Below are 14,124 nucleotides of genomic sequence, written 5' to 3'. Positions count from 1 at the left end.
GGGGCCGGACCCCGCCGCACCGGGCGGTACCCCGCACCGGACGGCCTCCCACCGGCCCTTCGAGAGAAGACCGCATGCTCGCCTACACTGTGCGCCGCCTCCTCGTCTCCATACCCGTACTGATCGCCTCGACGTTCGTGGTGTTCCTCGTGGTCGTCAACGCCGGCGACCCCGTGGCCAACTTCGCCGTCTCACGGCAGCCCGCCCCGAGCAAGGCAGCCGTGGCCGCGTTCGCGCGGCACATCCACGCCGACCAACCGGTCGCGGAGCGCTACTGGAACTGGATCACCGGAGTCCTGCACGGCGACTTCGGCCCCTCTGTACAGCCCAACCTGGACATCGGGCACGACCTGTTCACCCGTTTCCGGGTGACCGTCACCCTGGTTGCCGCGGCGATGATCATCGCCCTGCTGCTGGCCGTGCTGTTCGGGGTGTTCAGCGCGATCCGTCAGTACTCCGTCGCCGACTACGTCATCACCTTCTTCGGCTTCCTGTTCCTCGCCATGCCGGTGTTCTGGTTCGCCGTTCTGCTCAAACAGGCCGGCATCTGGTACAACCAGCAGACCGGCAGCCAGTTCCTCGGCACGATCGGCGAGAAGTCGCCGTACCTCGAAGTCGACACCACCTGGAACCAGTTCACCGACCACGTCGGTCACCTCGTCCTGCCCACCATCACCCTCGCCCTGGTCTCCTTCGCCTCCTGGACCCGCTACACCCGCGCGTCCATGCTGGAGGTCCTGGGCAGCGACTATGTCCGCCTGGCCCGCGCCAAGGGGCTGCGCCGCGGAAGGGTCATGACCCGGCACGCCCTGCGCACCGCCCTCATCCCGCTCACCACCGTCGTCGCCCTCGACATCGGGATCATCCTCGGTGGGGCCGTGGTCACAGAGACGATCTTCCAGTGGCACGGCATGGGCGAGATGCTGGTCCAGGCGGTCACGACCATCGACGTCTACCGGACCATGGCGTGGTTGCTGCTGTCCGCAGTGATCGTCATCGGGCTGAACCTCATCGCCGATCTCCTCTATGCCGTACTCGACCCGAGGATCCGCTATGACTGACATCCAGGCACCCGGATCCCCGGGCACCGAAGTGCCGCGGTCCGAAAACGAGTTCACTGTGAAGCAGCGCAGCCAGACCCAGCTGATCCTGCGCCGCTTCCTGCGCCACCGGGCCGCGATGATCAGCCTGGCCGTCTTCCTGCTGATCCTGCTGTGGGCGTTCATCGGCCCACACCTGTGGCACTACTCGTACCAGAAGTACACCCCCGACAACTCCCAGGCCCCGTCGGCCAAGCACCCGTTCGGCACCAACTCCTCCGGGTACGACTCCTACGCCCAGGTCATGCGCGGTACCCAGACCTCGCTCAAGATCGCCATCCTGACCGCCCTGGGATCCACCCTGCTCGGCGCGGTGTGGGGTGCCATCGCGGGCTTCTACCGGGGCATCGTCGACGCGGTCATGATGCGCATCACGGATCTGGTCCTGACGCTGCCGCTGTTCGCGATCGCCCTGGTCATCTCCTCGCGCACAGGCGGCGACTGGTACTGGATCGCGATCGTCATCGCGGGCTTGACCTGGGCGTACGTGTCCCGTGTCGTGCGTTCCACGGTGTTGTCGCTGCGTGAGAAGGAGTTCGTGGAGGCGGCACGGGCGCTCGGCGCCTCCGACGTGCGGATCATCTTCCGGCACCTGCTGCCGAACTCGCTCGGCCCCATCATCGTGAATGCGACCGTGCTGGTGGCCACCGGCATCCTCACGGAGACCGCTCTGTCCTTCCTCGGCTTCGGTGTCCAGCCGCCCGACACCTCCCTGGGGCTGCTGGTCTCCCAGGCCCAGACGGCGGTCACCACCCGGCCCTGGCTCTTCTACATCCCCGGCGCCTTCATCATCGCGATCGCCCTGACCATCAACTTCATCGGCGACGGGCTGCGCGACGCCTTCGACCCCCGGCAGCAAAGGGTGCGACAGTGACGACCACGAGCAGTGAGGGCGTACGGGCGGGCGCCGCCAACGACGCCGTTCTCGAAGTCGACGGCCTCGGCGTGGAGTTCCCCACCGAGGACGGGATCGTACGGGCCGTACGCGGTGTCGGCTATAGCCTCGGCCGGGGTGAGTCGCTCGGGATCGTCGGCGAGTCCGGGGCCGGGAAGTCGGTCACGGCCATGGCCGTGATGGGGCTGCTGCCGGCCACCGCGAAGGTGCGCGGCTCGGTGCGGTTCGAGGGCACCGAACTGCTCGGTCTGCCCGATGGGCGTCTGTCGGACATCCGCGGCAAGGGCATCGCGATGATCTTCCAGGACCCGATGACCTCCCTCAACCCGGTCTACACCGTCGGCTTCCAGATCGCCGAGACCCTGCAGCGGCACCATCCGGACCTGAAGGCCCGGGACGCCCGGACGCGGGCGGTCGAGCTCCTCGGCACGGTCGGCATCCCCAGCCCCGAGCGGCGCGTCGACAACTACCCGCATGAACTGTCCGGCGGCATGCGCCAACGGGTCGTCATCGCCATCGCCATGGCCAACGACCCCGACGTGATCATCGCCGACGAGCCGACCACCGCGCTCGACGTGACCGTACAGGCGCAGATCCTGGACGCGTTGGAGACCGCCCGCGCCGAGACCGGAGCGGCCCTCGTTCTCATCACCCACGATCTGGGTGTGGTGGCGGGCCACACGGACCGGGTCGCGGTCATGTACGCGGGCCGGATCGTGGAGACAGGCTCCGTCGAGGACATCTTCTACACCCCGCGCATGCCCTACACCCTCGGCCTGCTCGGCTCACTGCCCCGGCTGGACCGCGAGGAAGAACGGCTCACACCCATCACTGGATCGCCGCCGTCGCTGCTGAACCTGCCGCCGGGCTGCCCCTTCTCGCCCCGCTGCCCGATGCGCCGGGACGTCTGCGACAGCGACGAGCCGCCGCTCCGTCCCGCCGGGCGCGACAGTCATCTCAGCGCCTGTCACTTCGCCGAGGAACTCGTCGACACCGGGGCCGAGCAGGTCTTCGACACCGCCGGCGCTGACTCCGAGGCCCTGGCCCGCTTCGCCGACGCGACATCCACCGGGCAACCCGAGGAGGACTCCCTATGAGCGCGCCCGTGCAGGCAGCCGCACCGCTGCCCCCGCTTCCCGGCCACGGCGGCACCGGCGAGCCCGTTCTCCAGGTCCGCGACCTGGTCAAGCACTTCCCGGTCATGTCCCGCGGTGTGATACGCCGACGAGTGGGAGACGTCCACGCTGTCTGCGGCGTCTCCTTCGACCTGCACGAGAACGAGACCCTCGGCCTGGTAGGGGAGTCGGGCTCCGGCAAGACGACGACCTCGCGCACGGTGCTGGGCCTGGAGAAGGCGACCTCGGGCCAGGTCGTCTACCGCGGCCGTGAACTGACCGGACTGAGCAGACGCCAGATGCGGCCACTGCGCCGCGAGTTGCAGATCGTCTTCCAGGACCCCTATGCCTCCCTGGATCCGCGGATCACCGTGCACGAGATCGTCGCCGAGCCCCTGCGCATCCACGGCCGCTATGGCCCCGGCGCCCGCGACGAGGTGCGTGAACTGCTCCGCCTGGTCGGCCTCAACCCCGAGCACGGCAACCGCTTCGCGCACGAGTTCTCCGGCGGTCAGCGTCAACGCATCGGTATCGCACGGGCGTTGGCCCTGCGCCCCAAGGTGGTCGTCCTGGACGAACCGGTGTCGGCCCTCGACGTGTCGATCCAGGCGGGCGTCCTCAACCTGCTGATGGACCTGCAGAGCGAACTCGGGCTGTCCTTCCTCTTCGTGGCCCACGACCTGTCGGTGATGCGCCATGTCGCCGGCCGGGTCGCCGTCATGTACCTGGGCCACCTGGTGGAGATCGCACCCGCACGCGAGTTGTTCGCCCGCCCCGCACACCCCTACACCCAGGCCCTCGTCTCCGCGATCCCCCTGCCCGACCCGCGCAAGGAACGGGCCCGGAAACGGATCACGGTCCAGGGCGATGTACCGAGCCCGATCCGACCGCCGAGCGGCTGCCGCTTCCGCACCCGCTGCCCCAAGTTCGCCCACCAGCTGACCGAGAGCGAGCGCACCTCCTGCGTCGAGCAGGTCCCGGAGCTGATCGACCGGGGCGGCGGGAACCCGGTCGCCTGCCACTACGCGGAGACGGTGCAGCTGCTGTAGGCGTCCTGGAGCTTCTCGTACGGGTACGGGGTCCATCGGCTCTCGTCCAGGAGCCGGCGGACGAAGTCGGCGCGGACGGCGGTCAGCGGTGCGTAACGGGTGATGATCCCCGCGGCGGTGGGCGGAATGCCCTCGGGGCGTGCCCCCTCGGCACAGGCGCGCACGAAGGCGTCGCGCTCCTGCCTTCCGTACCTGTACAGGGCGGTCACCAGCCAGTTGACGAGTTGGGCGGCCGTGTACGCGTGGTCGTAGCCGTCGTGGCGGTCGAGGAAGTCGCGTTCCTCGGGCGTCAGCCGGAAGCGGGAGGTCAGAGAGAGGCCGTAGTCGGCGAGGTAGAGGCGTCGACCGTCGGTGAGGACGTTCTCGAAGTGGGCGTCGAAGTGCACGAGCCCGTGCGCCCGCAGGAAGTCGGCGCTCTCCCTCAGTTGCTGCTCGACCAAGGCGCACGCGGTGTCGGCGTCGCCCGAGGCGAGCTGTGCGCCGAGCCACTCGTGGACGGTGTGCGGCAGGTACTCCAGGAACAGCGTCACGTTCGCGGTGGCCGTGCGCAGTGCCTCGATCCGATCGCGCACCTGGGAAGCGCCGCCCCAGTAGGCGACGACCCGCTCCACGTCGGCCAGTTCCTCGTGGAGGGGCTGAGGCGTGTCGGGGAGCACCCGCCAGTGGTGCATGAGCGGGTAGCCGGAGAACTGACCGGACAACACCCAGTTCGTGGTCATGATGTGCACGGCCAGTTCACGCCAGGCGCCGATGCCGGGACTGCCGAGGCCGTAGTGGAAGACGGGAGGCACCTCGAAGAGATTCGCCGTGGACCGTACGTGCTCGGGCAGCCGTTCCACATCCGTCAGCGGCACCCGCTTCACGAAGACCTTCCTGTCCTCCACCTCGATCAGGGCGGAACGCCCGCCGATCCCGACGCCGAGTGGCGTGCCCGACGCCACCAGTGCGGCGAGATCACGATCGCTGACGAGGGCGAGCGCGGTGGCGATGTCACTGTGGGCGGCGAGGCGCGCGGTGTCGGACATGGCCTCCATCTTCAGGGCCGGGCCTCGTACGTGTCCGCCGCTTTCCCAAGCGCGTCCGCCGAGTTGTCCAGGACCGGGTCGCCGTGGCCGAAGCAGGCCACGTCCGTGTCGAGCGTCGCGAGGCGCTGGAACGAGCGGACGGCATGGGCCCGGTCGAGATTGAAGACACCGAGCATGACGCTGCCGTCCATAGGGGAGGCCGCGACCGCGTCGCCCGTGAACAGCACGCCGTGCGCGGGAAGATGGGACCGGCGTCGACGAGGGTCAACCCGTCGTCGTCGCCCCGGAGACAGGCCTGGCCGACCGCGAAGCGCAGGAGATGGAGGCGGGGGAGGAGTGCGACGACGTCCATGCCCCGAGCCCCCGCCCGCGGGCGGGGGCCTTACGACCTGGGGAGCAATAGGGAGCGGCGTCGCGGCGTCCGGCACGGCCGCTCACGGCGTTGCAGAAACGTCCTGGTAGCTCCGCTACGAGGACCTTCCGGCGCCTTGCGAGCGGCCGCACCGGACGCCGCCCCTTCACCACTCCCTGTTGCTCCCCAGGTCGTAGCCTTGGACAGAGCGGATCAGTCTGTCGCGTAGTTGCGCAGGAACAGCGCCTCCGCGACCGACAGGCGCTCCAACTCCTGCGGGGACACGCTCTCGTCGACTGCGTGGATCTGAGCCTCCGGCTCGCTCAGACCGATGAGGAGGATCTCCGCCTGCGGGTACAGCGAGGCGAGGGTGTTGCACAGCGGGATGGAGCCGCCCTGGCCCGCGTACTGCATCTCCTCGCCCGGGTAGGCGACCGCCATCGCCTCGGCCATCGCCGCGTACGCGGGGCTGGAGGTGTCCGCGCGGAACGCCTGCCCCTGTCCGATCTGCTCCGTCCGTACCTGGGCGCCCCACGGCGTGTGCGCCTCCAGGTGGGCCTGCAGCAGCTTCGTCGCCTCCACCGCGTCCACGCCCGGCGGCACCCGGAGGCTCACCAGCGCACGGGCGCTCGCCTGCACGGACGGGGTCGCGCCGATGACCGGCGGGCAGTCGATGCCGAGAACGGTCACCGCAGGGCGAGCCCAGATGCGGTCGGCGACCGATCCGGAACCGATCAGCTCCACTCCGTCGAGCACCTTGGCGTCCGTGCGGAACTGCTCCTGCGGGTACTCGAGGCCCTCCCATCGCGCCTCGGAGGACAGTCCGTCGACGGTCGTCGAACCGTCCTCGGCCCGCAGCGAGTCCAGTACCCGGATCAGCGCACCCAGCGCGTCGGGGGCGGCTCCGCCGAACTGGCCGGAATGCAGGTTGCCTTCGAGCGTGTCGACCGCGACCCGGACGAGAGTCATGCCGCGCAGGGTCGAGGTGGCCGTCGGCAGGCCGACACGGAAGTTGCCCGCGTCGCCGATGACGATGGCGTCGGCCGTGAGGAGGTCCGGGTGCTGCTCGGCGTACCGCTCCAGACCGCCCGTGCCCTGCTCCTCCGAGCCCTCGACGATGACCTTGACGTGCACGGGCACGCCACCGTTGGCCTTGAGCGCGCGCAGCGCGAGCAGGTGCATGACGACGCCGCCCTTGCAGTCGGCGCTACCGCGGCCGTACCACCGGCCGTCGCGTTCGGTCAGCTCGAAGGGCGGCGTGGTCCAGCCGGCCTCGTCGAGCGGCGGCTGCACGTCGTAGTGCGCGTACAGCAGCACCGTCTTCGCGCCCTCGGGACCGGGCAGGAAGCCGTACACCGACTGCGTGCCGTCCGGGGTGTCGAGCAGTGCCACGTCCTGGAAACCCTCGGTACGCAGTGCGTCGGCGATCCACCGTGCGGCGCTCTCGCTCTCGCTCCTGGCGAACTGGTCGAAGTCCGCCACCGACTTGAAGGCCACCAGTTCGGTGAGCTCTTCCTTCGCCCTGGGCATCAGTGAGGCGACGGTCTCGGCGAACGGATTCGACGACATGGGCACGCTCCTTGTAGGTGCGACGTTGTACCGATCGGTACTTCTTTGTATGTGATCCTGCGGGCGTACGCGTTTCCCGGGTGGACAGGGTGCCGCATACACTGCCGATCCTCCCACAGCGGTCTGCGCGGACGCGGCCGTAGGATGCGGGAGACAGGTGCGGCAGGTGGCTTGATCGGAGCAGCAGACCATCGTGAGCAGCGAGAACTCTTCGGCGGACGACGTGCAGCGGGTGTGGGACGTCGTCGTGGTGGGCGCGGGACCCGCGGGGGCCTCGGCCGCCTACGCGGCGGCGGTCATGGGGCGCAGCGTGCTGTTGCTGGAGAAGGCCGAGCTGCCGCGTTACAAAACGTGCGGGGGTGGCATCATCGGCCCCTCGCGTGACTCCCTGCCGCCCGGCTTCGAACTGCCGCTGCGCGACCGGGTGCACGCGGTCACGTTCTCGAACAACGGCCGCTTCACCCGTACCCGCCGCTCCAGGCAGATGCTGTTCGGGCTGATCAACCGCCCCGAGTTCGACCAGCAACTCGTCGAGCACGCGCAGAAGGCGGGTGCGGAGCTGCGCACGGGCGTGACGGTCTCCCGGGTCGAGCAGCACGGCTCGGCGGTGCCGGACCGGCGCACGGTCGCCGTCGTCCTGCAGAACGGTGAGACGGTGCTGGCGCGGGCGGTTGTGGGAGCAGACGGCAGCGCGAGCCGGATAGGCGCCCATGTCGGGGTGAAGCTCGACCAGGTCGATCTGGGCCTGGAGGCGGAGATCCCGGTGCCCGACTCCGTCGCCGAGGACTGGAAGGGCCGGGTGCTCATCGACTGGGGGCCGATGCCCGGCAGTTACGGCTGGGTCTTCCCCAAGGGGGACACGCTGACCGTCGGTGTGATCTCCGCGCGCGGTGAAGGCGCGGCGACCAAGCGGTACTTGGAGGACTTCATCGGACGGCTCGGGCTCGCTGGCTTCGAACCGAGCATCTCCTCCGGCCACTTGACGCGGTGCCGCGCCGACGACTCGCCGCTGTCGCGCGGACGGGTACTGGTGTGCGGGGACGCGGCCGGGCTGCTGGAGCCGTGGACCCGCGAGGGGATCTCGTTCGCACTGCGGTCGGGGCGGCTCGCGGGAGAGTGGGCGGTACGGATCGCGGAGGCCCACGACGCGGTCGACACCCGCCGCCAGGCCCTGAACTATGCCTTCGCGATCAAGGCCGGCCTGGGTGTCGAGATGAGCGTCGGCAAGCGGCTGCTGGCGGTGTTCGAGCGTCGTCCCGGTCTCTTTCACGCGGGTCTGACCGGATTCCGCCCCGCCTGGAAGGCGTTCAAGGACATCACACAGGGCTCGACGTCTCTGGGGGAGATCGTCCGCACCCATCCGATCGCCCAGCGCGGCCTGATCAGGATGGACCGGACACCCCCGGGTGGCGAGGTCAGTTCCTGACGGTGATGCGGAACACCGGGTGGTCGGGCGCGGCCGCTGTCAGTTCCTCGTCGGAGGACTTCGCCGTGATGCCCTGGAAGTACTGGTTGACCTCCCAGCCCCACTTCTCCAGGTAGGTCCGCAGGATCGGGAGCTTCTCCTCGTCGGGAAGCTCCACGGCGGTGAACTGGCGGACCTTGCGCCCGACGCGCAGCTCCCCACCGCCGGCGACGCGCATGTTGCGCACCCACTGGGAGTGTCCGCGGGCCGAGACGAGGTACTGCGTGCCCTCGTATGTGTGCATGTTGACCGGGATGCGCTGCAGCTTCCCGCTCTTGCGACCGCGCACGGACATCTCCGCCACGCCGGCGAGGCTGAGCCCGTGACGGGCCAGCCAGCCGATGACGCTGTTGAAGCGGACGGTCATCGGGGTGCCCTTGAGGTAGTACGGCGAGGACGAAGACGACGACATGGTGACCCCCACATAGTTGGGTAGTTGGGAGAGCGGTGCTCTCGCAGACGCTGATTCCGAGAGCACTGCTCTCGCTGTAAGAGAGTGTGCAGGACAGGGGTGCTCCAAATCAAGAGCGGTGCTCTCTTATTTGTTCATCGCTCTTGAAGTAGTCCACCGCTCTCGAAAGCGAGCGGCGCTCCGCGTTGTGTGCACCGATCCGAAAACCTGGCAAACTGCCTCGCATGAGCACCACAAGAGGAGTCCGCGCCCGCGCCCGGGTCGAAGTCACCGCAGCCATCAAGGACGAGGCCCGCAGGCAGCTTGCGGCGGACGGCGCTGCCAAGCTCTCGCTGCGCGCCGTCGCCCGCGAGCTCGGCATGGTCTCCTCCGCGCTCTACCGCTACTTCCCCAGCCGCGACGACCTGCTCACGGCGCTCATCATCGACGCCTACGACTCCCTCGGCGAGGCGGCCGAGGTCGCGGACGACCGCGTCGGCGACGTGGCCCCCGGGCAGCGGTGGGTCGCGGTGTGCGAGGCCGTGCGTGACTGGGCGCTTGCGCATCCGCACGAGTACGCGCTGATCTATGGTTCGCCCGTGCCCGGGTACTCCGCGCCCGAGGCAACCATTCCGTCCGCCTCTCGCGTAGGACTCCTGCTGATCGGTATCGTGCGCGACGCGTACCAGCAGCGCGGTGTGGCCCGTACCCCGCTGCCCGCTGAACTGGAGCCCGAGGCCCAGCGCATGGCCGCCGACCTGGCACCCGATCTCCCACCGGAGGTGATCGCAGCCATGGTCGCTGCTTGGGCGCAGTTGTACGGGCTGGTCGGCTTCGAGCTGTTCGGGCAGTTCAACAACGTCGTGATGGACCGCGAGGCGTTCTTCCGGCACGCGGCCGCCCAACTCGCCCATGGGGTGGGGCTGGTGTTTCCGTAGTTCGCTGCCCGGCGCTGACGCACGATTGCGGTACCGGGCAGGCGGTGCGCCGAAATCACCGAGCGGGAACGGGAGGTGACGGCCCTGGTCGGCATCGGCCTGTCCAACGAGGAGATCGTCCGCCGTCTCCTCGTCGGCCCGTTCAAGGCGAAGACTCAGTCGGTCGCAACATGGTCAAGCTGGGCGGACGTCCGAGCCCAACCCTTTGCCCTGGACTACGAGTCGGGGCTCGGGTGATCGGGCCGGCCGGGCCGAGCCCCGATGCCGCGTCCGAAGCGGATCAGCACGCTGGCGACGCGTGCGACGAACAGAACGGCGGCCACCGTGGCACCCGCGGCGACGAGCGCATGCCGCGCCGAGGCGGACAGATCGAAGGCGAAGGCCGGTCCCGCCACGGCGCCGAACGCCAGCGCAGCCGCGAATGCTGCACTGCACAGCGCGTATCCGATCTCGACGGTGAGCGCGTCCCGCTCCGCCTGAGTGCGGCGCCTTTCGTGCCCGGGTGAACGTCCCCTGCTCTCCATGTGCCGAGTCAAACAGGCGTGCGCCCGGCGGGGCAACCAACCCGGCCGGGCGCACGCGCCAAGGCGTCGCCCTGGTCGCGGGGGTTCAGCGCCAGGAGATGGCCGGCGTCCTGCTCCAGATGCAGCGCACCCCAGTCCGCCAACGCGTCCTCGCCGTACGCCGTGCAGAGCGGCGGTTGTCGTGCGTCCGGGGAGGGGGCGCGGCGATCGTCAGCCCAGGGCCCGGTCCAGGTTGAACGCCGCGCTGATCAACGCCAGATGGGTGAACGCCTGCGGGAAGTTGCCCTGCTGTTCACCGGTGTGACCGATCTCCTCGGCGTACAGGCCCAGGTGGTTGGCGTAGGTCAGCATCTTCTCGAAGGCCAGGCGCGCCTCGTCGAGCCGGCCGGCGCGGGCCAGTGCCTCGACGTACCAGAACGAGCAGATCGAGAACGTCCCCTCGTCGCCCCGCAAGCCGTCCGGGCTCGCCTGCGGATCGTAGCGGTAGACCAGCGAGTCGGACACCAGGTCCTGGGTCAGGGCGTCGAGCGTGGACAGCCATTTGGGATCGGTGGGCGCGATGAACTTGGCCATCGGCATCATGAGCACCGCCGCGTCGAGTACATCGCCGTCCTCGTGCTGGATGAAGGCCTGACGCGTATCGCACCAACCCCGTTGCATGATCCGCCGGTAGATCGTGTCGCGGCACTGCTGCCAGCGGAGCAGATCGGCGGGCAGACCGCGGCGACGCGCCATCCGGATGCCCCGTTCGATCGCCACCCAGCACATCAACCGCGAGTACAGGAAGTTCTTGCGGCCGCCGCGGGTCTCCCAGATGCCCTCGTCGGGCTGGTTCCAGTGGTCGCAGACCCAGTCCACCAGGGCGCAGACATCGTCCCACTCGTCGCTGGAGATGGGCTGCGCCCACTTGTCGTAGAGGTAGATCGAGTCGATGAGAGCGCCGTAGATGTCGAGCTGGAGCTGGTCGGCGGCGGCATTGCCGATCCGGACCGGCGCGGACCCCTGATGGCCCTCCAGGTGGTCGAGCTGCCGCTCGAGCAGGTCTGTGCGGCCGTCGATTCCGTACATGACGTGCAGTGGACCGGAGGGTCCGTCGTCGCCCGGAGTGATGTGCCGGGTCACGAACTTCATGAACGCCTCGGCCTCACTGGCGAAGCCCAGCCGCAGCAGGGCGTAGACGCAGAAGGCCGCGTCGCGCACCCAGACGTACCGGTAGTCCCAGTTGCGTTCGCCGCCGATCTGTTCGGGCAGGCTCGTGGTCGGCGCGGCGACGATCGCGCCCGTCGGGGCGTAGGTGAGCAGCTTCAGGGTGAGGGCGGAGCGGTGCACCATCTCCCGCCACCGGCCGCGATAGCGTGAGGCGGAGATCCAGCGCCGCCAGTACGCCACCGTGGTGTTGAACTGCTTCTCCGCCTCCATGCGAGCGCACATGCGCGGTGCCAGCTCGTCGCCGACCTGGTCCAGTGCGAACACCGCTGTCTCGCCCTCGGCGAGCTTGAAGTCCGCCCAGACGTCCCGGTCATCGCCCTCGAGGGGCATGGTGGCGGTCAGGGCCAGCGACAGGTCGGCGGACTCGAAGACCGCCACATCGTCGAGCACGCGGACCGTGTGGGGCTGGGAGCCGTAGTCGAAGCGGGGAGCCACCCGTACCCGGAACGGGATGGAACCGCGCACGCACAGGACCCGTCGGATCAGCCGATGGCGCTCGGCCTCGACCGACTCCGCGCCGACGGGCATGAAGTCCTGCACCTCGCCCAGGCCCTCTTCGGTGAAGAACCTGGTAATCAGGACGTTGGTGTCGGGAAAGTAGAACTGCTTCGTCCGGGCCGGCACCGTCGCGGTGAGCTCGAAGGACCCACCCCGTTCCGCGTCCAGGATCGAGGCGAAGACGCTCGGGGCGTCGAAGGCCCCGGCGCAGTACCAGTCGATGGTGCCGTTGGTCCCCACCAGGGCCACGCTTCGCAGGTCACCGATCAGGCCGTGCTCGGCGATCGGCAGGTACCGGGAGGTACCGCCCGTGGACCGGTCCTTCGGCGACTCGCTCATCGCAGCCTCCCTGACCGGCGGATATGCGTTTCGCAGCACCCAGCTTAGGCGCAGCGGAAGAGGGGAGCACGAGGTGCGGGGGCAGAAGGGTGGCGAGCGGAGTGGCCGGGGCGTCATCGTTGGTCACCGGGTCGGCCTTCGTACCGTCCGGCCTTCCTGCCGTCCGGGGCCGTGCTGGTGTCTTGGACGGTGACCGTGCGCACGTCTTCAGGCGGTGACCGCGCGCATGTCTTCAGGCGGTGACCGCGCGCACGTCTGCAGGCGGCGACCACGCGCACGTCTGCAGGCGCCGGCCGCCCGTACCCCTCAGACGGTGACCACCCGCACGCCGGCCTCCTCGAACCGCCGCACCATGTCCGCCCCCCGCCGTCGTGTCCGTGACCAGCGTGTCGACGGACTCCACCGCGCAGATCCGCGCGAACGCGCGCTGCCCCAGCTTGCTGGAGTCCGCCGCCACGACCACGCGTTCGGCGCGCTCGCACAGCAGGCGGTTGATCGCCGCCTCCGCCTCGTCGTGCGCCGCCGCGCCGTGTGCGGCGTCGAAGGCCACCACGCGCCTCCTAGACGTCCAGCCGGCCACGCTCGACGAGCAGTTCCAGCAGCGCTTGCCAGCGGGCGTCGCGCGACATCCGCACTCTCCGTTCCTCGGTCTCCCGGCGACCCCAACGCACCTCGCTTCGGCGAGAATGCTTGATAGTGATTGAAACTTGGCGCTATCTTGCAGAAACACGCATGAAGGGGAGGTTGCGGCATGACGTATGTCGAGGACGAGCTGAACAGTCAGCCCGAGTGCTGGATCCGCGCCGCCGAGGAGGCGGACGCGCACAAGAGCGCGCTGCCGGCGGCGGGGGAGCGGGTCGCGATCGTGGGGTGCGGGACCTCGTTCTTCATGGCTCAGTCCGCCGCCGTGCTGCGTGAGCGGGCCGGGCAGGGCGAGACGGACGCCTTCGCCGCGTCCGAGTTCCCCTACGGCCGCCCCTACGACCGGGTCGTCGCCCTCACCCGCTCGGGTACCACCACCGAGGTCCTGGAACTCCTCGGCCGGCTGCGCGGGCAGACACGGACGACCGCGATCACCGCCGACCCGCACACGCCAGTGATGGAGTCGGCCGACGACGTGGTCGTGCTCGCCTTCGCCGACGAACGGTCCGTCGTGCAGACCCGGTTCGCCACCACCGCGCTCACCCTGCTCCGCGCCCACCTCGGCCTGCACACGGACACCGCGATCGCCGACGCCCGTACCGCGCTGACCACCCCGCTGCCCGAAGGTCTCGTCGACTGCGGCCAGTTCACCTTCCTGGGGCACGGCTGGACCGTCGGGCTCGCGCAGGAGGCCGCGCTGAAGATGCGCGAGGCCTCACTGGCGTGGACGGAGGCCTACCCGGCGATGGAGTACCGGCACGGTCCCATCAGCATCACCACCCGCGGAACTGCCACCTGGATGTTCGGCGAGGCACCCGAAGGCCTCGCCCGGCAGGTACGGGACACCGGTGGGCTGTGGGTGCCCGGGAGCCTCGATCCGCTCGCCGAACTCGTTCGTGTGCAGCGGCTCGCCGTCGCGGTGGCCGCCTCCCGGGGCCTCGACCCCGACCGGCCGCGTCATCTGACCCGCTCGGTGATCCTCGCCCCCGCGACCGACCCGAACGCCCGGTGAG

Annotated in this window: 12 protein-coding genes and 3 pseudogenes; 8 read left to right on the top strand and 7 right to left on the bottom strand. The window is 69.5% G+C overall.

The features are described 5' to 3' along the window. Positions 1 to 74: 74 nt before the first annotated feature. From BIV24_RS08045 to BIV24_RS08030, 4 genes are read left to right on the top strand one after another with little or no spacing between them, the layout of a single operon-like run. A complete protein-coding gene (locus BIV24_RS08045; protein ID WP_071365495.1) occupies positions 75 to 1,061 on the top strand; it encodes an ABC transporter permease in 987 nt (328 codons plus the stop codon). Further along, on the top strand, positions 1,054 to 1,974 hold the full coding sequence (locus BIV24_RS08040) for an ABC transporter permease (RefSeq protein ID WP_071365494.1): 921 nt from the start codon (positions 1,054 to 1,056) through the stop codon (positions 1,972 to 1,974). Before BIV24_RS08045 ends, BIV24_RS08040 begins: the two co-directional genes overlap by 8 nt. Continuing rightward, the gene (locus BIV24_RS08035; RefSeq protein ID WP_071365493.1) at positions 1,971 to 3,092 is read left to right on the top strand and encodes an ABC transporter ATP-binding protein; all 1,122 of its coding nucleotides are present in this window, start codon (positions 1,971 to 1,973) and stop codon (positions 3,090 to 3,092) included. Before BIV24_RS08040 ends, BIV24_RS08035 begins: the two co-directional genes overlap by 4 nt. Then, positions 3,089 to 4,159: an ABC transporter ATP-binding protein gene (locus BIV24_RS08030; protein WP_071365492.1), complete on the top strand. Its 1,071-nt coding sequence runs from the start codon at positions 3,089 to 3,091 to the stop codon at positions 4,157 to 4,159. The genes BIV24_RS08035 and BIV24_RS08030 overlap by 4 nt, the downstream gene beginning before the upstream one ends. Here BIV24_RS08030 and BIV24_RS08025 read toward each other — a convergent pair. From BIV24_RS08025 to BIV24_RS08015, 3 genes and pseudogenes are all read right to left on the bottom strand, one after another. Then, positions 4,132 to 5,184, bottom strand: a complete 1,053-nt coding sequence (locus BIV24_RS08025; RefSeq protein WP_071365539.1) for a hypothetical protein — start codon at positions 5,182 to 5,184, stop codon at positions 4,132 to 4,134. The two genes, BIV24_RS08030 and BIV24_RS08025, sit on opposite strands and share 28 nt — an antisense overlap. Positions 5,185 to 5,195: 11 nt before the next feature. Next, a pseudogene (locus BIV24_RS08020) lies at positions 5,196 to 5,429 on the bottom strand (MBL fold metallo-hydrolase); the annotation flags it as partial. A 320-nt stretch (positions 5,430 to 5,749) separates the two neighbouring features. Continuing rightward, entirely contained in the window at positions 5,750 to 7,105 is a 1,356-nt protein-coding gene (locus BIV24_RS08015; RefSeq protein WP_071365490.1) for a dipeptidase, read from the bottom strand. Positions 7,106 to 7,298: 193 nt separating this feature from the next. Here BIV24_RS08015 and BIV24_RS08010 point away from each other — a divergent pair, with 193 nt between their 5' ends. Next, positions 7,299 to 8,531: a geranylgeranyl reductase family protein gene (locus BIV24_RS08010; RefSeq protein ID WP_071365489.1), complete on the top strand. Its 1,233-nt coding sequence runs from the start codon at positions 7,299 to 7,301 to the stop codon at positions 8,529 to 8,531. On the opposite strand, the gene BIV24_RS08005 is transcribed toward BIV24_RS08010, so the two are convergent. Beyond that, the gene (locus BIV24_RS08005) at positions 8,521 to 8,982 is read right to left on the bottom strand and encodes a nitroreductase family deazaflavin-dependent oxidoreductase (protein WP_071365488.1); all 462 of its coding nucleotides are present in this window, start codon (positions 8,980 to 8,982) and stop codon (positions 8,521 to 8,523) included. The genes BIV24_RS08010 and BIV24_RS08005 overlap by 11 nt on opposite strands. A gap of 224 nt (positions 8,983 to 9,206) precedes the next feature. On the opposite strand from BIV24_RS08005, the gene BIV24_RS08000 reads away from it, so the two are divergent. Both BIV24_RS08000 and BIV24_RS36360 read left to right on the top strand, forming a co-directional pair. Beyond that, a complete protein-coding gene (locus tag BIV24_RS08000) occupies positions 9,207 to 9,899 on the top strand; it encodes a TetR/AcrR family transcriptional regulator (RefSeq protein ID WP_071365487.1) in 693 nt (230 codons plus the stop codon). 48 nt (positions 9,900 to 9,947) lie between these two features. Further along, positions 9,948 to 10,136: pseudogene (locus BIV24_RS36360) on the top strand (DNA-binding response regulator); the annotation flags it as partial. On the opposite strand, the gene BIV24_RS07995 reads toward BIV24_RS36360, so the two are convergent. The 3 genes and pseudogenes from BIV24_RS07995 to BIV24_RS07985 all read right to left on the bottom strand — a co-directional run. Beyond that, complete coding sequence (locus BIV24_RS07995; RefSeq protein WP_071365486.1) at positions 10,115 to 10,423, bottom strand: DUF6332 family protein; 309 nt, start codon at positions 10,421 to 10,423, stop codon at positions 10,115 to 10,117. The pseudogene BIV24_RS36360 and the gene BIV24_RS07995 sit on opposite strands and share 22 nt — an antisense overlap. Before the next feature lie 210 nt (positions 10,424 to 10,633). Further along, a complete protein-coding gene (locus BIV24_RS07990; RefSeq protein ID WP_071365485.1) occupies positions 10,634 to 12,469 on the bottom strand; it encodes a glycoside hydrolase family 15 protein in 1,836 nt (611 codons plus the stop codon). 306 nt (positions 12,470 to 12,775) lie between these two features. Then, positions 12,776 to 13,022, bottom strand: a pseudogene (locus BIV24_RS07985) (alkaline phosphatase); the annotation flags it as partial. A 198-nt stretch (positions 13,023 to 13,220) separates the two neighbouring features. Between BIV24_RS07985 and BIV24_RS07980 the strand changes: the two are divergent. Further along, positions 13,221 to 14,123, top strand: a complete 903-nt coding sequence (locus BIV24_RS07980) for an SIS domain-containing protein (RefSeq protein WP_071365483.1) — start codon at positions 13,221 to 13,223, stop codon at positions 14,121 to 14,123. Position 14,124: the final 1 nt, after the last annotated feature.

The organism is Streptomyces colonosanans (genome assembly GCF_001866645.1).
Classification (GTDB): domain Bacteria; phylum Actinomycetota; class Actinomycetes; order Streptomycetales; family Streptomycetaceae; genus Streptomyces; species Streptomyces colonosanans.
This window is presented reverse-complemented; position numbering and strand designations above follow the sequence as displayed.